A 17,324-nucleotide genomic window follows, 5' to 3' on the forward strand; every position below is an offset into this window, starting at 1 on the left:
TCAGTTTTGATGTCATCTTAATCTTTTCGACACGTTCACGGCAGTTTGTTTGTACTCGTCTTCCTTGGCTCACACCTGACATCTTTACGATGCCTTTTCCGTAACGCTCACGACAAGGGCTTTTGACTAATGCCGCTTACGGTGGTTTGCACCCTGCTCCTGCAAGCCGAATGCGAGGGGACTTCCCTCATCTCTTATAATGCTTGGCTACAGCGCACAGTAATTGAGAATGTTCCCTTTATGACGTTCCATCATATCTTTCACTTTTATCAGTGGCTTCAGTTTTGTCTTGTCGACTAACTCACACCAGTACGCGAAAAATATCTCGCCCCTCAGTCCTGATGAGCAGTTCCAGAAATCACGAAAGATATTCTTCAACACCCAAGCCACACCGGTCTTAAATTCGCATGCTATCAACTCGTTAAACCGTGTTTTTTGGCTCTTGGTCATCTTTTCGGGATTTCGAAGCCAGGTGTATTTCGAGCCAACCAACCTTGTATCCCCATCTTTCTTCAGTTCCTGTGATTCCTGATGCCGAACCTTGTTAACTGCGTCATTAAGATATTTGCTGATGTGAAACCGGTCGTGAACAATATCAGCCGCAGGAAGGAGCTTATGTGTAGCTGTTGCAAAGGCTTGCCACATATCCAGCGATACCGACTTAACTGCCTTTCGTTGTTGTTTTGAAAGGGTTCCTAACAGCTTTTTCGTTGCTGTCAGTGTCCGATCCTCAATGACATCAAGTACTCGGCTTTTATCAAGATCATTGAGTATGGTGATGTATTTCTGGCCCGACCTGAAGCTTTTTTCGTCCATACCTACATGCACTACATCATCGGGCTCACGGCGTAGAAGTCCTCGCTCTACAGCACGTTTCATAATCTGATCCACAGCATGCCAATCAAGCTTGAGTATATTTGAGGCCGCTTGTACACTGGAACAGTGCTGGAGCAGAGCAACGGCAAAACCTTCAAACATGAGGGTAAAACGGGAATGGGGGGCCGCCCAAGGGACTGCTATGGTCTTCACACCACACGTTTCGCACTGACAACGGGGAATGCGTGCTATGATGATGGTTTCAAACTGCATGGTATCAAGATGCCGCCAACGTTGTTCAGGGGCCTTGTCATAGGCTTTCCCGCGCACCCCACATTGAGGGCATATTACTTCATCGCCTACAAAACGGAGGTGAACTTCTATCTTCAGACCAGAAACGGAAAGGTTGACATCATCGACCTCCCAGATGGCAGGAAATCCCAGTAATTGCTGGTAATGCTCGGTTAGTTTTTGCATCTTGGTGGTTAGGATTGAAATACTGCAGTCTACAATTTTATCCCATCATTCCACTAAATTATGCGGAGAGCCCAAAAAAAGCTAATAAAAAACGACCATGTCCTTTTATTCCGAATTTGCCGTTTGGTATGAACAGCTCTTTCCATTCCGTGAGGAGGTCTATCTTTTCCTTCGCGAACATGCCGCTCAGCCAGGAAGCACCGTGCTTGATGCCGGATGCGGGCCAGGTCACTATTGCAGCAAGTTTCAGCAAGAGGGCTTCCTCCCAACGGGAATTGATCTCGATCCGAAGATGATTGCCACAGCGACTGCAACCTCCCCATTGGTTGCGTTTCAGTGTATGGACATTGCCGATCTGGCCTCCCTGAAGCAATCGTTCCGTTTGATCTATTCCATCGGCAATGTTATAGCCCACCTTTCACCCGAGCGCTTTTCCGCCTTTCTGAGCCAGGTTTATGCTGCTCTTGAGCCCGGAGGATGCTGGATCTTTCAGACCGTAAACTGGGATTATCTGCTCACCCTTTCTGAATACCGCTTTCCGGTCAAAACCGTCGGGGATGGCTCCGTTTCCTTTTATCGTCGCTATCCCAATATTTCGCCCGAAGAGGTCATTTTTGAAGTCGAGCTTCAGGCTGATAACCATAAAATTTTCAGCGAGCAAGCGATACTCTATCCACTTACCGCAGACAGCTTCCGCCAAAGGCATGAAGCCACAGGATTTACGACGGAAGGCATCTATGCCGGTTTCGATAAAACACCATTCAGCAGGGAGCACAACTCCGGACTTGTCATGGTGTTTACAAAACGATGAGGTCATATTCACTCCATTCGCTCAGCAATTTCAGAAAATCTCATTACCTTGAGATAAATTAACTGCCATAAAAACGGTTGGAGCAAACGATGAAATTCAGTGTAACAATCAACAGGGATGAAGATGGCGTCTGGATTGTGGAGTGCCCAAGTATTCCTGGTTGTGTCAGTCAGGGAAAAACAAAGGATGAAGCCCTTGTAAACATTGCAGATGCAATTCACCAGTGCCTTCTGGTCAGGGCAGAGCAAGGCATACCGTTGACAATTGAGACCCGACAAATAGAGGTTGCTGCATAAATGCCTCCTCAACTCCCTATACTGAGTGGACGAGAAGTCGTTCATGTTTTTGAATCCCTTGGATGGCAAGTCGCAAGGCAAAATGGCAGCCATATCATTATGACCAAAAAAAATGAACTGGTCACTTTATCGGTACCGGATCATAGGGAAACAGCAAGAGTACAATTCAAGACCTCTTCGAGAACCCTCATACGAAACCGCACCATCATCAACTCCTGTCCACGTCAGAGAACCTTCCGATATTTCAAAATCATGTACGTCGGGTATGTCAAGCCGGAAATAACCTGATCGCTTGCCGGAAAATCTGTTTTTTCTTCAAGCAACTCAAGCGTAGCTGATTGCAACACCGATGGAGCCAGATAGTCCATCATGGTATGTCCGTTTTCAACCAATTTTATCGAGTGGTTAAAAATATAAGAGGTAACCTTTCTTTTGGCATAATAGTCTGAAACGCGGTCATTAACATAACTCTCAAGCAAATTACGAAACGGATGCTTGGTCAGAATGGCAATGACCCCACCAGGTTTGGTCACACGAACCATTTCCAGAAGAGCATGTGGTACATCTTCTGTATGCTGAAGTGCATAGAGACTGGTAACAATATCAAACCTGTCAGATTCATGCGGGATAGACTCCATAGGGGCTTGTTCGAAAACTCCGCACTCTCTCTTTTGAGCCATTGCAATCTCCTGCTCGGAGATATCCATACCATAAACAACTGCTCCCTGTGAGGCGTAGTATGCCCCATCATGGCCACAACCACACCCAACATCAAGAACCAGCTTCCCTTTCAACTGAGGCAATACGGCATAAAAATGGCTTCTGGTCCTTTGCTCCAGATCCTCTGTACCCGATGCATATTGTTTGGCAAATTGATCATACTCAGCCATACCCTCACCTCCCCTTCTCTGATATGAGATGATAAAAAAAGATGCTCCAGACTTCACTGCCTGCCGAAATCTGCCTGACCAATAACGCTACGTAAAAACAAGTTTTTTTCAAACAATTTTAACCTCGCATCATCACGGCATGGAGCAATGCGCTCTGTTTGGCGGTTGTCGCTGACAAGAGCATTCAGTGGCATTTTTCTCTTCCCGCCCTCTTCTCCTGGAAGCTCAACATGCTCTTTCACGGCATTCTGGATGCAAGCCTCGGACTGAAAAGCAGGCACCTGTAATTTGCAAAAAGCCTTGCTGCCTGGTGGGAAGAAAAGCTGCCAGCCATTGCACAGCATTCTGAAAGAACGGGATGCTGCAACTGTTGAGCTGGCATGGTATTTGAAGGAGTTGGGGTATGCGTAAACAATTCACAAGCTTGGACAATAAAAACCTCCGGGATCGTCACCGACTCGAGGTCGGAAGAGGATTTCTCCGGGAGCCCTTATGCAAGCAATGAGTAAGCCGATGGTGGAAGTGACGAAAAAAGCTATATTTCAAAATGATTGTAGCCGGTTTAGACTGATCTGTACAAGCCGAGATGATAAGCCATGATGTTGTTTTCTGTCTCTATTAATTTTGCATCATTCCGACAAGCAGCATGAAGTCCGTTTACATAGAATCATCTGTCATAAGCTATATCACAGCTCGTCCGAGCAGGGATGTAGTGACATCTGCGCGACAAGCGATCACTATTGAATGGTGGGAGACCTACAGGGATCTCTTTGATGTTTTTATTTCAGAATTGGTGTTAGAGGAAATTGGAACTGGCGATCTACAGGCTGCAAGTAATCGGTTGGCAATCGTTGAAAATATCCCCGTGCTTGTAGCTACAGATAGTGCGAAGGCATTAGCCAAGGCTTTAATTGGAGAAAATGCTCTTCCTGCCTCAAGCGCAGAAGATGCATTACATATCAGTATTGCCGCTGTGCAAGGTATAGATTTTCTGCTTACATGGAATTTCAAGCACATAAATAATGCAAACATGAGAGATAAAATAGCTCAAGTTGTTCATCGGTTGAATTTTCACAGTCCAATACTTTGTTCCCCAGAGGAGTTAATCAATGAAAGATGATCCAATCGTAGAAGAAATCCGTAGAGTTAGAAGCGCCCATGCGGCGAGATATGGTAACGATCTTGACCGTATTTTTGCAGCAATCAAAGAGGCGGAAAAAAAGTGCGCCGCAAAGTTGGTTAATCGCGAGCCAATACTTCAATCATTATCTGTCCCAACCATTAACGCTCAAATTTCGACGAAAGAGATTGTAGATTGTATCCGTGAAGGGAGGGATAGTTAGAACCCTCAAACAGATACAATTGGCCAACAAGCTTTTGGCCAATTACCTTTATGACATACCATTTCGATCATCTCCAAATGCATTGTGGGCAATGAAGCGCTCTCTTATGCCCAGCAGACCTTAATATAGGGAGAATGATTGCCTTTTATCGAAAGTATCCGGCCTCCCAGACAATTTTGCCACAGGCTGTGGCAAAATTACCGGAGCAGCCTTTGCTTGCAGGTATTCCCTGGGGTCATCACTGCCTGTTGCTTGAAAAAATCAAGGATATACCGGTTCGATTCTGGTACATGGAGCAGACTGCAAAAAACGGCTGGAACCGCGATACCCTTGCCGCAATGATAAAAAGCGACCAGTATAGCCGTCAGGGTTCACTGGCCAACAACTTCGGCAAAACGCTGGCCATGCCACAATCCGAACTGGTACGGCAGGCATTGAAAGATCCCTATATTTTTGATTTCCTTACACTGACAGAACCATTTGCCGAGCGGGAACTGGAGACTGAGCTGATCATTTGCGGTTACGCTGTTTCATTGTCATCGAACTCAAAAAAGGTGAGTTCAAACCGGAATATGCCGGAAAGATAAATTTTTACTGCTCCGCTGTGGATGATCTGCTGAAACATGCAACCGATGAAAAAACCATTGGCTTGATACTCTGTGAAAGTAAAGACAAGGTATTTGCCGAATACGCTCTCAGGGATATCCGTAAACCCATTGGAGTTTCGGAATACGAACTGACACGCTCGCTGCCGGAGAATCTGAAGGGCAGCTTACCGAGTATTGAAGAGATTGAGAAAGAGATGAGCTGAAATGAGGGGGTGGGAGATGAGTGAGTGGAAAAAATACGTGCTGAAAAATCTTGCAGATAAGCGGTAAAAAAGACACAATTCATTAAAGTATAACTCTTTATCAGTGTTTCATTAAACCGGAAACCACCGGTATCGTTAAAGTTTCCAATTGCTACAACTGTTGGTAATGACAAGTGGCTATCATCTGTTGTAAAAAATGCACTGTTGAATGGCCCACCATGCCTAATTTCAACGAAATCTCCCAAGCGAACAGTTTTCCAATCAGAACTCATACCCCAGCACTCCCTGATTTTGTCGAATCAATAACCACCCATTTTCCAGACTTTTTGCCCCCGATTTTTTGAAGAACACCTTGCTTCTGAAGCTTGTCGGTCAGGTAACGAATACCTCGTTCGGTAAGACCAAGTTGATCTGCCATCCCTTTTTGAGTGATGATTGGATGATGGCGAACCAAATCACACAAATCTTTTTCCTTATCGGTCAGCTCAATCTTATCGACAGTCTTATCGACAGTCTTTCCTGTAGTATCAACTTCGCCCTGTACGAAATCCTCAACAAAAGAGGGCCTTTCAAAACTTGCTATGAACAAACCGGCAATCTGGCGAAACTGCACGCTCGGTGCATTTTCAAAAATGAGCGGCATTCCACGCCCCCACCCTTCAACCATCTGGATACGGCGGAAAAGGTCGGCAATCAATGGGTTGCGGCGGCGTGATACATTACCCTGGCGCATCTCTTCCATGGTCAGCCCACTTGTCAGCAAGGAAACAAAAAAGCCCGTACAGACAATTGTCAATACGGGCCATTTGTGGAGATGGCGGGAGTCGAAAATAGCTGATTTTAAAGGCTTTAAACAGAATCAATTATAAAAATATACCCAAGAGTATACCAAAAATAACAAACTCACATCATTCCGCATCGAACTGGATCATCTGAAGGCCTCCCCCGCTCCACGTCACGAACAAGAAATCAATAGTGCTGCCCTGCATCCCGAACTTTTATTCCCCGCTGGAGTGAAAAATCTCAAACAATGTTCACGATGTTCACCACGTTCACTCCGCAGATGGTAATTGCAGGCGTGCAGCATAAGGGCCGGAATTGCAAGCAGCAAGCAAGGCGCTCAACTGCTCTTTCTGCGCGCATCGCTTGCCTCTCCGCTTCGCTACGCGCCTCCGGCTTGCCCCACCCGCCAGCGCATGAGCATTGCATTGCTGCCTGCTTGCCCGCTCACTGCCCGGCGTAGCAGCACATCAAGCGCCCGCGACGCCTTCGCAGCTCACTGTCCACCCAAGGTGCGGCATAGTGCAGGCCGCAAAGCCAGCAAGTAAAGTGGGAAAAGCTGCTTGTTTCGGTAATGCAGCGGCAAACAGCGGCGGGCAAAGCCATCTCAGCGGAAGCTTTAAACGAAGCGCGGTAGTCGCGTTATGCACGCATCTCTGTTTTCCATGGTGAGATTGATGTCAGTATTGGTTCAGGGTGTTCCGGGCTTTTTTTTCAGTCTTTGGTTATTATTATTTACTTCTCTGCCTGACGCTTGCGGCTTTGCACGAGCATTGCCGCCGCCTGCCCCCCTGATCCTGAAGCTCTGTGGCTGGTTGCCGCACAGCGCCCGCGACGCTCTCCAGCATTTTGAAGGTCTTTGTTTCAGCGCTGTCCACCCCAGGGGCAGCATGTTTTATTCCCCGCTGGAGTGAAAACTCTCAAACAATGTTCACTATGTTTGACACTTTTTAAGCTTGTATAATGTTCACGATATTGTTAACATCAACAATGCGAACAATCGAATTTTTCATCACCGCAAATGGCAAAAAGCCAGTCGAGGAATTTTTAGAATCTCTTCCAACAAAAGAGGCAAAAAAGGTTTTTTGGGTTCTTAAGTTGGTTAAGGAATTATCGTCTGTACCAACAGAGTATTTCAAGAAATTGCAAAACACAGATGGAATATGGGAAGTTCGGGCGGCACACGGAAACAATGCGTTCCGGTTGCTCGGATTTTTTGATAATGGAAACTTGGTGATTCTTACAAATGGGTTTGCAAAGAAAACCCAAAAAAACCCGTCAGAAGAAATCGAACTGGCTGAAAAAAGAAAGAAAGACTATCTCAGGAGGAAACAAAATGGATGACTTACAACGCGCTATTGCAAAACGGAAAAGCCTTGACCCTGAATTTGCTAAAACCTTTGATAACGAATACGAAGAGTTCAAGATCGGAGTGCTGTTGAAAGAAGCGAGAAAAAACGCAGGGCTTACACAGGAAGCCCTGGCCGAGAAGCTGAATACGAAAAAATCGGCAATCTCAAGAATTGAAAACCATTCAGAGGATATCAGGCTTTCCACGCTGCATCACTATGCCGAAGCACTGGGAAAAAAAGTTCACGTCTCTATTCTGTAGTAAAAACGCCGCCGAGCACAGCACCCGCCGCTGCATAAAAAGCAGTCTACCCGGCTTCGCTCGCCGCTGGTTGCCGCCCCTCGCAGCGGCAACAAAATGGCTGGTAGCCTGACAACATTTCGCACCCCGCACCATCAGCAGCCAAAACACCTACAAACAGTCGCTCCCCTATACAGAGGAGTAAATTGTATTACAAGAGAAATATTTCGAGCGACGTGCTCCCTTTTTAAAAGCAAAGGTTATATTAACACTAAAATAACAACAGGATTACATCCCTTGCCACCATCTCATTCTCAAAGCACTGCTTCGGGAAAGAAGATCATATTGAGGAATGGCTGAAAAAATGCCCGACAGCTCTGGGCAAAGAATTGTGGATCATCCAAATTGAAATCAGCGGTTTTTCAGCAATAAACGAGCGATTAGACATTGCATCATACCGTTTCATTCTGAACAAAGAAATTGAATACATATCCCTCACAGTGGCAGGATATCAACGGAAAGGGTAACAAAGAATGCTTGGTTTAACTTTACGTTCAGAATTTCGTGGCAGGCGTCTCAAGGGCACTGCTATTGAACTTTCGAACGACTCCAACACCGGAGCCACTCAAATAGCGGCAAAGCAATTCCTCGAAATCACCTACCCGACGCATGACCTTCTTAAAGGTATCGAAGCTATAGGCCCCGATCAAGGCCGTCCCGTGGTGGTGATCGGTGAGAGAGGCCTCGGTAAATCGCATCTCTTGGCCGCCCTCTATCACGCAGTATGCGACAAAGCCTCAACCCACGCATGGCTCAATGCATGGGCTACAACACTGGGTGATCCGGGTATTGGCAATATCGCCCTCCGCGACGGAATGCTCGTTATCGGCGAAAGTCTGCACCGCCAGCGCTACAAATTCCTCTGGGACCTCCTTTTGGAACGTCATCCTCACGGCACCTTCATCAAAGGGAAATGGGAGGGGATGGGAGCAGCAAAAACAGACATTCCATCCGATGAACTCATCATCGAATTATTACAGCACACCCCCGTAATGCTGCTGCTCGATGAATTCCAGACCTGGTTCGACGGTCTTACCAATACCAAGCAATACCCCTGGAAAAACTGGGCCTTCAACTTCATCCAGATACTTTCCGAAATTGCCAAAGAGCGCCCTGACCTGCTTGTGCTCGTCATATCGGTAAGAAACGGAGGAAGCGACGCCTATCAGCAGGTGCATCGGGTGAACCCTATTGCCATAGATTTTAAAGCCGGAGGTAACGCCGAACGAATCCAGCAGGATCGCCGCCGGATGTTGTTGCATCGACTGTTCGACAACCGGTTGCAGATCTCAGCAGAATCGATAGCTTCTCTGCTTGCTTCACATGTTTCGGAATATTTCCGCCTTCTCGATATTCCACCTGCCGAGCATGACCGGAAGCGCGAAGAGTTTTCAGAATCGTGGCCCTTTGCTCCGCATCTCCTTCGCTTGCTCGAAGAACAGGTACTGATTGCCACAGACGCCCAGGAAACCCGCGACATGATTCGCATTCTCGCCAATCTCTATAAAAGTCGGGGCGAAAGCTCTTCAGTACTCACCGCAGCCGATTTCTCTCTTGACGATGATACCTCAGGTATTGGCGCCCTGCTCGACTCCGTCTCCAACGAACATCATCGAACCCTGCGCGAAAAAGCCCAGCAGAACATTATTTCCGTCACCGAAGCCGTCAGCGACCACGTCCTCCGCGCTCCGCACCTTCAGGAAATAGTTGGGGCAATGTGGCTCCGCTCTATAGCTGTCGGCACCCTCGCAGGCGCAGAACCGGCTACACTACAAGTTGATATTACCCGCACGAGGCCCGTGGATGACAATGCCTTCCAGGTCGAACTGGCAACCATTGTCGAAAACAGCTTCAACATCCATCAGGAAGGCGCCCGACTGGTCTTTCGTGAAGATGAAAATCCACGAGCCAAACTGATGGCCTGCGCACGAAACGATCGTCTCTTTACCGACGGTTCCGATCAAATCCAGCTCGCCCGGCAATTACGCTATGTAATCAGTGGCAGTGAGGAGGTGGCCAAATCATTTCGCGTCATAGCGTTACCGAAATCCTGGCAGTCAGACCCATGGTCTTCACTTGACGAATCCGAAAATCCGGAACGATGGGATGAACGCCTGCCCATTCTTGTCTTGCCGGAAGAACCCGAAAAAATCGACAGGCAGCTTGGGCACTGGCTTAAAACCCATCTCCAGAAACGACGGAACACCGTCCGATTTCTCATCCCGCGTGCAGGAACAACCAACGCCTTTCAAGACCGTGACCTGCTCATTCTTGCCAGGGCAGAAATGAAAGCGCTTGAATGGAGCGCCCAGAATACCGAGTACAAAAAACTCCATAAAGAATTTGAAACCACACTGCGTGACAACCTTAAAAAGCGCTTCGACCGCTTTGCCGTCCTGCATCGCTGGAACTTTACCGATCCCGCTCAGTGTATTTTCATCGTCGAACCGCTCAGAAAGCAAGGATCGCTGATACCCGAAAGTATTGAAGAAACCATGGTCGCCGATCTCTTCGTCCCCGAAGACTTCGAAAACCTTGTGCTTCAGGCAGCGGCAGGCAACAATTCAGTCGGCAAACTTCTCCGGGAACTTCAGGAACCGCGTCCGGCAGGGCAAGACTGCATACCCTGGCTTGGCGAAACAGCCATGAAAGAGCGCATGCTTCGCCTCTGTTCACAAGGCAAAATCGCCATCAACCTCCGTGGCCTTGAATATCTCCAGACCCGTCCCGGTGAAGACGATGAAACCTCATGGAAACGCCTTCGTCCGAAACTCTCTTATACCGGTCGTCAACTCGACGAAGTGTACCTCATGTTGCCATCAGCAGTGCCCTCCACATCCGGCTCGTCTCAGACGCAATCCGCATCATCATTGGACGGAACTCTTTTTGGTGATGAGACTCAAACCCAAAACCCGCCAAACACCCTTAACGACCCGGTGGTTGGTGGCATAGGGCAACAACCATCCACTATCTTTGGTACCGGCACTTCAGCCGGTGCAGCCAGACCGCGTATTCCATTAAGCAATCCGCCGACCTCATCGCTTAATCTTATTGGGAAGCTCGAAAGCTGGGGCATCGGCCCGGCCACAAAGGTAGCCGAAGTCGCCATTAAAATTTCGGCAGCCACCGGTGCGCAGCTCAAAGAACTCCTCAAGAAACTCCCGGACGGCATGACATTCGAACTCCAGCTTGAAAAGGAGGAGAATTGATGGCAATCAATGCCGACATCCTGCATACCCTGACCAAAGGCTCTCCTGAAGAGGCATGGCAAGTCATCATGACCAACACACTCGAAATTGCCAGCAGGTCACTTGATGCCGTTCAGTTGCCCGGTGAAATTATAAACCGTGACCGTGAAATAGGCGCATTCGACCACTTCCTTGCCACGAGCGGATGGGAGCTGTGGCAGACTTTCAGTAATGTCGTTGAAAAAACCTCGGATCGGCTTGTGCATTGGTGGAAAGAACCCTACCATGCCAAAGCGCTGCTGATCCTCGATGGCCTTTCGCTTCGTGAATTGCCCTGGCTTCTTCAGGGAGCAAAAGAACACGGTTTCACCCTGCATCAGGTTGCAGCGACCTCCTCTGAGCTACCCGGCAAGACCAACGAATTTGCACGTGCGCTTGGTTTCAATTCCCGCAGTCAGTTGCAAAACAACGGTGGCGGATTCTCTCATAAACTCCAGCCAGCCAGCACCGAATGTGTCGGCATGCCATGGAAAGACTGCCAGTCGCTTATTGATGGCGCACTGAACTGGATTTTCTGGCACCAATGGCCCGACAGCAAAGTCCATGAGTGCGCCGGGGCGGGCCGTGGCCTTGAAATCCTCGCCAACGATGCCCAGGAGCAACTGACCGATAAAGAGTTCTGGTGCTTTGTCGAACGCCTTGCAACAGGTCGAAGGCTTGTTATCACCTCCGATCACGGCTATGCTGCCACCGGCCATTTCTCCGACGCCGACGGTGACGTAGCGCAATTTCTCAAGCAAACCTTCGCCAGTGGGCGGAGTTCTGCTGGTGCAAATGACGGCGGACCATTTATTCCGCCCGTAGCAGTCAGCATCAACAGCATGCACGGCCAACACCTGCTCGCCCTTGGCCGCAGAAAATGGCGAAGCCAGGGAGGATACCCAACCCTTGCTCATGGTGGACTATCACTGCTTGAGGTGCTTTCGCCCTGGATAGAAATTTCAAAAATCTGACACAACATAGATGAACAGAATTCCAAAGCGACTCAAACAAGAACCCCTCATAGAGGCTATCTGGCAGGTACAGTTCGAACCCACGGGTGATATGCAAATAGGCGATTTATTGCCCGGCATGCTCTATACGGCCTTGAGGAACGACCATCCGCAATTGCAGCTCCATCGTCTGCCCGCAGCCGACATTCCTCCTCAGATAGCTCAAATTGACCCCAACCTTCGCCACGTGGCAAAATACCGGATGGAAGAAACCGGCTTGCCATTTCTCTTCCAGGTCGGCGATCGTACCGTAACACTCAACTGCCGCAAGCCCTATGTCGGATGGGACGCATTCAAGGCAAAAACCGTTGCCCTTATAGATATTCTCGACCAGAGCGGTCTGATTCCTGTGCCCCAGCGCCACTCCTTACGCTATATTGACCTGCTCGAATTGGAGCCGGCCCCCAATCTGTCGGCACTACAGCTAAGCATTGGCCTCGGAACTCTCGACACGCAGTCAAAACCCCTGCAGATTCGGCTTGAACTGCGGGCTGAAAACTGCATGCATATTGTGCAAATCGCAACACCTACCGAAGCCGCTTTACCGGAAGGCATAAGGATCGGGAGTGTCATCGACATAGAAACCCTTCCTGTCCCGGAAGCAACATCATGGCAGGGCATTCGCAATCAACTCGATCAACTGCATACCTCTTCCAAACAGCTTTTCTTTGAGCAGATCCTCACAACCGAGGCCATTGAACGCCTCGAACCGGAGTATTGAAATGCTGGCATCAACCATAGACATCAATAGCATACCCTTCTCTTGGCATTCGGCTGTGCTACAGATCCAGCAGAAAGCGAAAACATACCTCGTTCCGGTCTCCGGTTTTCTCGACCGTACTACCTATATGGCTGGGAACGCTACCACGATGCAGCAATACCACCCGGTACGAAACAGCATAGACGCATTAGGCTGGTCAGCAGCCGATGCACTGGAAACCTACTTCCGCTTGCGAAGCTTTGCCGAAGACTGGGACTCTCCCGACATGGAGGGCTATGATGAGCTATAAACGAGGCGAAGTCATACTGGTCCGGTTTCCCAACACCGATCTCAAAACATACAAAAAACGTCCAGCCCTCGTTGTGCAGGGAGATGGCCTGAACACCGGCCTGCCGCAAAAGATCGTCGCCATGATAAGCTCAAACCTTAAACGAACAGGTCCGACCAGAGTAATGGTCAGTAAGAACGACCCTGCAGGCCGGGCAATGGGCCTCATCTCCGATTCCGTCGTGGTAACGGATAACCTCGCAACTGTTCTTGAGCGAGAAATAGATAAGAGAATAGGCTACTGTCCGAACATGACCACGGTCGAGAGTGCACTTAAAATCACCTTGGGAGTGTCGTGATGGTAACAAAAAAAGAGTGGCTTGCCCAGGAAGTTGCCAAAGCTGTTGGTGCCGGCAAGGTTGTTGCCCTTGAAACCGTTGACTTCAATGACCCGAATCGTCCCAAAACCTGCCTTGAAGTCGATTTTCCGATTTTGCCGGTTAATCAGGTTGCCATTATCGAAGGCAATGCCGGTAAGCCCATCTACCAGATGTCGAAATGGTGGGCGCGTCGTCGGTCGAGCGTTTTTCGTTCAATGCTCATTGCCGCAGCAACCAAAGCCCCCGAAGATTTGTCTCATGCAGCAAAGCTGGTTTGGGACAACTACTACGCAAACCATCAAAAACGTGGGGCGTTCAAAGAGCTGAAGGTTGCCGACATTTTCATGGGGGGTGGAACAACGCTTGTTGAGGGATCGCGCCTTGGAATGCAGATGATCGGCAACGATCTGAACCCTGTTGCATGGTTTGTCGTCAAGCAGGAATTCACCAATGTTGACCTTGAAGAGGTAAAACGACTGCTCGCCGATATCGAGGCAGAGGTCAAGCCGCAGATCATGCCCTACTACTACTGCGACGGCCCGAACGGAGAAAAGGGCACATGGACCCATCTGCCCGCCAATCAGGTCATGTCGCCCGACTTTGATCCGCTTAGCATACCTCGCGAAGAACGGCGCTACTACAAGTACGAAGGCCCGGAAATCATCTACACCTTCTGGGCCAAGCACGGCCCTTGTCAGGTCACTGGCTGCGGTCATCGTACTCCCATCATGAGCAGCCCGGTCATGGCCATCAAAACGCTTACGGTCAAGCATTGGGAACGTTCCTGCAAAAGCTGTGGTGGTAAATTCCACGTTGAAGCTCATGCTGCACGCATGGCACCCGACGTTCCGCTCTATGTTGCTCCATCCGAATACCCGTTTACGGTGTACGAACCCGGAAAAGGAATTGTCTGTCCTCATTGCGGTCATGCTGAACACATCAATCTCACCAAAGGTAAGAATAAGAAGATTCAGCTTACGTTGCTGGTGCATCCGGAGTGGCTGGCTGGCAGCCCGATGCTGGATGCCGATGGCCGTCCTTATGGAGGTTCTGCCCAGGATGATGCCGAGTCAACAGCTCGCTGGAATCAGGAACGTGCTTCGAAGATCCGGTTGCTTGAGGTTCGGGGCACAGAAACACTTATGGTTGCCGATAAGACCACCGGAATAATGAAAGAAATGGAAGTGATTCCAATAAAAGTCACCTGTCCGGAAACCGGTGTGACGTTTTATACTGATGCAAGGGGCGGTACTGCTGCACTAAAAGAGAAAAAGGGTAAAGTAACAAAGCAAACTGAGCTTGATGCTGATGGGAACCCAATAAAAAAAGCGGAAGATTCTACCTTTGCTTGTCGTGCTGATGGTCAAAGAAATGATGTGCTGTCGGCAATTAAAGCGACAGGCAAAACCGGGCCGATGGCAGCCTATGCGATTCATGGGTATACACAACCAAATCTTTCCGCCTCTAGAAAGCCCTACAACGGACGCTTTTTTGCTCCATTTGATGCAAACCATGCGCGTCAGTGCGATGCGGCGGTGAAGGAATGGGAGGTTAGAAGGAAAACTGATTTAGCCGACTACTGGCCGCGTTCAGAGGTTCCATTCGGCTTCATGACCCACATGAATAATGGCGGGATTCCAAATCATGGGTATACCCACTGGTGGACAATGTTCAATCCTCGTCAATTGCTTGTGCATACGCAGCTACTAAAAACCATCACCACAGTAGGGAATTACGACTGGCAAGTGCGTGAGTACGTGCTGGGTGCATTCCAGCAATACTTGCGAAATCAGAGCATGTTTACGCTTTGGAACGTTCAAGGCGACAAATTAGAGCCACAATTTGCAAACAACAACTACCACCCAAAGTCGACCACGGTAGAGAACAGTGTGTTCCCTGCTCTTGGTCGTGGTAATTGGATGTCAAGTGCTGAAGGCGTTATTGAGGGGCGTGAATGGGCAGAATCACCTTGGGAAGCAGTAAGTACTGAGGGGTTAAAACAATATGCAGATGTACTTGCAGATCTTATAAGTGGAAAAAGCGAAAAAGTGTTTGCAGGTGATCCTGTTGTTAATAGTCCAAAAATCCTTTGTAGTTCATCAACAGATCTTGCTCTGGTGACCTCTGGTAGTATTGACCTTGTTATCACTGATCCTCCCTTTGGAGGGCTGCTTCATTACTCTGAGCTTTCCGATTTCTTTTATGTGTGGCTTCGCCTTGCACTCAAGGATCGGTACCCTGATTATTTTGGTACAGAGTACACTCCGAAATCTCTTGAGGCCGTTGCAAATAAAGCCCGAGAGCCTGAAGACTCGGATGGTTATTATCAGCGTTTGTTAACGCAGTGTTGGCGAGAAGCATATCGTATTCTTAAACCGGGAGGAACCTTAGCGTTTACTTTTCATCATAGCGAGAATAATCCGTGGGTTGCCGTGCTGGAGTCACTGTTCGGCGCAGGTTTCTATCTTGAAGCGACCTATCCAATTCGTTCAGACGAAACCAAGGGGGAAGGATCTAAACCAGGAACATTCGGTTCGCAAACCATCGAATACGATATCATCCACGTTTGCCGCAAGCGTATAGAAGAACCCAAGTCAGTGAGCTGGGGCCGGATGCGCCGTGAAGTCATGGCTGATGTTCGCCAGATTCAGGCGATGCTGGAGAACCATGCAAAGGAAGGGCTTCCGGCAGCCGATATACAGGTCATTCGTCGAGGCAAGGCCCTGGAATACTTCTCGCGTCATTATGGGAAAGTCTACGTGGACGATGATCGAACCATTTCAGTCAGGGATGCCTTGCTCGGCATCAATCAGCTCATCGATGAGGATGCTGACAAGGGTAAGGATTTGCCTCCGGTGAATGCTGAACCGATTACCCGCCAGTTCCTGCGGATTTTCAGTAATGCCCCGGAGCTGAAGCGCGATCAGATGCAGAAATTCCTCAAAGGTTCAATTACAACGCCTGATGATTTCGTGCAGCGAGGGTGGTGTTTTGAAAAAAGCAAGGTTTTCATACGAACCAACCCGCTTGATTTTGCCCGTGAATGGTCAGGCAAGCACCGGCGCCGCCTCACCTCCGATCTCGATCAAGCCTTGGTGCTCATTGGCGCCTGCTTCGATGGCAGCGGTATCAATGCGGCCGATACCCTCAGAAACGATAATTTCAAGCCGCACGTCGCGCTCAAGCCCCTGCTCGAATGGTCGTATCGCAACGCCCCTGACCAGCCGATCAGCAATGCTGCATCGCGTGCAATCACCATCTTTAATGCATGGAATGCCAGCCGGTCGCCGCTTCCGAAACAAATTACACTCTTTGGTGAGGAGGATGAACCATGAGGCAGTTATTCGACACGGTTTGGCAACGGCAGGGCACCAGTTGGATTTGGGATGAAGAGGCCCGTAATCAGGTTTGTTTGGCAAGCGAAGTCTGGAGCCTTCGGCAGTTTATGCAGGCCGTCGGCAAATGGCCCGAGGAACTTCCGGGCAATAATGGTCGTACCCTCGTAGTCGCCGGACTTGATGGTTCCCTTGACCTGTTGACTCCTGAAGATGCGGAATTTTGGCTTGGTGATGCGGTTAAATCGGCAATCCTCTCTTTTCAGGACGAGTACGGAAGCGAAGGAGCGCTCATCTTCTGGCTGCCTTTGGGTCGCAATCGTATCGAGGTGCATATTCCCACCGATGAGGTCAAGTGGCTCTGTGAAGCCCCCTTTCGGGAAAGCAAGCTTGATTTTGGACGTATTCTCTGGGGTCAGGCGAACGAGTACCCGCAGGAAATTTTCCTGAAAGAGCGTGATAAATCCGCTGGATTGTTTCACTCGCGAATAACCTGAGGCGGCATT

General features: G+C 49.0%; 20 protein-coding genes and 1 pseudogene. 17 read left to right on the top strand and 4 right to left on the bottom strand.

Features of this window, described 5'->3' with window-relative positions; translation table 11 throughout:
- Nucleotides 1–219: 219 nt before the first annotated feature.
- Nucleotides 220–1,293: pseudogene (locus tag AC56AD_RS10675) on the bottom strand (ISL3 family transposase); the annotation flags it as partial.
- 97 nt (nucleotides 1,294–1,390) lie between these two features.
- Between AC56AD_RS10675 and AC56AD_RS10680 the strand changes: the two are divergent.
- From AC56AD_RS10680 to AC56AD_RS10690, 3 genes are all read left to right on the top strand, one after another.
- Nucleotides 1,391–2,104, top strand: coding sequence for a class I SAM-dependent methyltransferase (locus tag AC56AD_RS10680; protein ID WP_012508797.1), 714 nt, complete (start codon nucleotides 1,391–1,393; stop codon nucleotides 2,102–2,104).
- 89 nt (nucleotides 2,105–2,193) lie between these two features.
- The gene (locus tag AC56AD_RS10685; protein ID WP_012508798.1) at nucleotides 2,194–2,400 is read left to right on the top strand and encodes a type II toxin-antitoxin system HicB family antitoxin; all 207 of its coding nucleotides are present in this window, start codon (nucleotides 2,194–2,196) and stop codon (nucleotides 2,398–2,400) included.
- A complete protein-coding gene (locus AC56AD_RS10690) occupies nucleotides 2,401–2,688 on the top strand; it encodes a type II toxin-antitoxin system HicA family toxin (protein ID WP_012508799.1) in 288 nt (95 codons plus the stop codon). It begins immediately after the preceding gene.
- On the opposite strand, the gene AC56AD_RS10695 is transcribed toward AC56AD_RS10690, so the two are convergent.
- Nucleotides 2,625–3,290 (bottom strand): class I SAM-dependent methyltransferase, encoded by a 666-nt coding sequence (locus AC56AD_RS10695; protein ID WP_012508800.1) that lies wholly within the window; start codon nucleotides 3,288–3,290, stop codon nucleotides 2,625–2,627. The genes AC56AD_RS10690 and AC56AD_RS10695 overlap by 64 nt on opposite strands.
- A gap of 53 nt (nucleotides 3,291–3,343) precedes the next feature.
- Complete coding sequence (locus AC56AD_RS10700; protein ID WP_150085672.1) at nucleotides 3,344–3,532, bottom strand: hypothetical protein; 189 nt, start codon at nucleotides 3,530–3,532, stop codon at nucleotides 3,344–3,346.
- Nucleotides 3,533–3,936: 404 nt separating this feature from the next.
- On the opposite strand from AC56AD_RS10700, the gene AC56AD_RS10705 reads away from it, so the two are divergent.
- The 4 genes from AC56AD_RS10705 (at nucleotide 3,937) to AC56AD_RS10720 (ending at nucleotide 5,444) form a co-directional block, all read left to right on the top strand.
- On the top strand, nucleotides 3,937–4,410 hold the full coding sequence (locus tag AC56AD_RS10705) for a type II toxin-antitoxin system VapC family toxin (protein ID WP_012508802.1): 474 nt from the start codon (nucleotides 3,937–3,939) through the stop codon (nucleotides 4,408–4,410).
- Entirely contained in the window at nucleotides 4,400–4,633 is a 234-nt protein-coding gene (locus AC56AD_RS10710; protein ID WP_012508803.1) for a hypothetical protein, read from the top strand. The genes AC56AD_RS10705 and AC56AD_RS10710 overlap by 11 nt, the downstream gene beginning before the upstream one ends.
- A 134-nt stretch (nucleotides 4,634–4,767) precedes the next feature.
- Nucleotides 4,768–5,220, top strand: coding sequence for a DUF1016 N-terminal domain-containing protein (locus AC56AD_RS10715; protein ID WP_012508804.1), 453 nt, complete (start codon nucleotides 4,768–4,770; stop codon nucleotides 5,218–5,220).
- Nucleotides 5,148–5,444 (top strand): PDDEXK nuclease domain-containing protein, encoded by a 297-nt coding sequence (locus AC56AD_RS10720; RefSeq protein ID WP_223293901.1) that lies wholly within the window; start codon nucleotides 5,148–5,150, stop codon nucleotides 5,442–5,444. The genes AC56AD_RS10715 and AC56AD_RS10720 overlap by 73 nt, the downstream gene beginning before the upstream one ends.
- Nucleotides 5,445–5,712: 268 nt before the next feature.
- Here AC56AD_RS10720 and AC56AD_RS10725 read toward each other — a convergent pair whose 3' ends face one another.
- Nucleotides 5,713–6,207, bottom strand: a complete 495-nt coding sequence (locus tag AC56AD_RS10725; protein WP_223293902.1) for an ATP-binding protein — start codon at nucleotides 6,205–6,207, stop codon at nucleotides 5,713–5,715.
- A 307-nt stretch (nucleotides 6,208–6,514) separates the two neighbouring features.
- Here AC56AD_RS10725 and AC56AD_RS10730 point away from each other — a divergent pair, with 307 nt between their 5' ends.
- From AC56AD_RS10730 to AC56AD_RS10775, 10 genes are all read left to right on the top strand, one after another.
- Nucleotides 6,515–6,772, top strand: coding sequence for a hypothetical protein (locus AC56AD_RS10730; RefSeq protein ID WP_150085675.1), 258 nt, complete (start codon nucleotides 6,515–6,517; stop codon nucleotides 6,770–6,772).
- Nucleotides 6,773–7,214: 442 nt separating this feature from the next.
- Nucleotides 7,215–7,568: a type II toxin-antitoxin system RelE/ParE family toxin gene (locus AC56AD_RS10735; RefSeq protein ID WP_012508807.1), complete on the top strand. Its 354-nt coding sequence runs from the start codon at nucleotides 7,215–7,217 to the stop codon at nucleotides 7,566–7,568.
- Nucleotides 7,561–7,836, top strand: coding sequence for a helix-turn-helix domain-containing protein (locus AC56AD_RS10740; protein ID WP_012508808.1), 276 nt, complete (start codon nucleotides 7,561–7,563; stop codon nucleotides 7,834–7,836). Before AC56AD_RS10735 ends, AC56AD_RS10740 begins: the two co-directional genes overlap by 8 nt.
- 512 nt (nucleotides 7,837–8,348) lie before the next feature.
- Nucleotides 8,349–11,084: a DUF499 family protein gene (locus AC56AD_RS10745; protein WP_012508809.1), complete on the top strand. Its 2,736-nt coding sequence runs from the start codon at nucleotides 8,349–8,351 to the stop codon at nucleotides 11,082–11,084.
- Entirely contained in the window at nucleotides 11,084–12,076 is a 993-nt protein-coding gene (locus AC56AD_RS10750) for a hypothetical protein (RefSeq protein ID WP_012508810.1), read from the top strand. Before AC56AD_RS10745 ends, AC56AD_RS10750 begins: the two co-directional genes overlap by 1 nt.
- A 10-nt stretch (nucleotides 12,077–12,086) precedes the next feature.
- Nucleotides 12,087–12,836 (top strand): TIGR04255 family protein, encoded by a 750-nt coding sequence (locus tag AC56AD_RS10755; RefSeq protein ID WP_012508811.1) that lies wholly within the window; start codon nucleotides 12,087–12,089, stop codon nucleotides 12,834–12,836.
- Entirely contained in the window at nucleotides 12,811–13,125 is a 315-nt protein-coding gene (locus AC56AD_RS10760) for a hypothetical protein (protein ID WP_150085677.1), read from the top strand. Before AC56AD_RS10755 ends, AC56AD_RS10760 begins: the two co-directional genes overlap by 26 nt.
- Nucleotides 13,112–13,462, top strand: a complete 351-nt coding sequence (locus tag AC56AD_RS10765; protein WP_223293903.1) for a type II toxin-antitoxin system PemK/MazF family toxin — start codon at nucleotides 13,112–13,114, stop codon at nucleotides 13,460–13,462. The genes AC56AD_RS10760 and AC56AD_RS10765 overlap by 14 nt, the downstream gene beginning before the upstream one ends.
- A complete protein-coding gene (locus AC56AD_RS10770) occupies nucleotides 13,462–16,818 on the top strand; it encodes a DNA methyltransferase (protein ID WP_012508814.1) in 3,357 nt (1,118 codons plus the stop codon). Before AC56AD_RS10765 ends, AC56AD_RS10770 begins: the two co-directional genes overlap by 1 nt.
- A complete protein-coding gene (locus AC56AD_RS10775; RefSeq protein WP_012508815.1) occupies nucleotides 16,815–17,315 on the top strand; it encodes a hypothetical protein in 501 nt (166 codons plus the stop codon). Before AC56AD_RS10770 ends, AC56AD_RS10775 begins: the two co-directional genes overlap by 4 nt.
- Nucleotides 17,316–17,324 lie beyond the last annotated feature (9 nt).

This window comes from Pelodictyon clathratiforme, assembly GCF_982375515.1.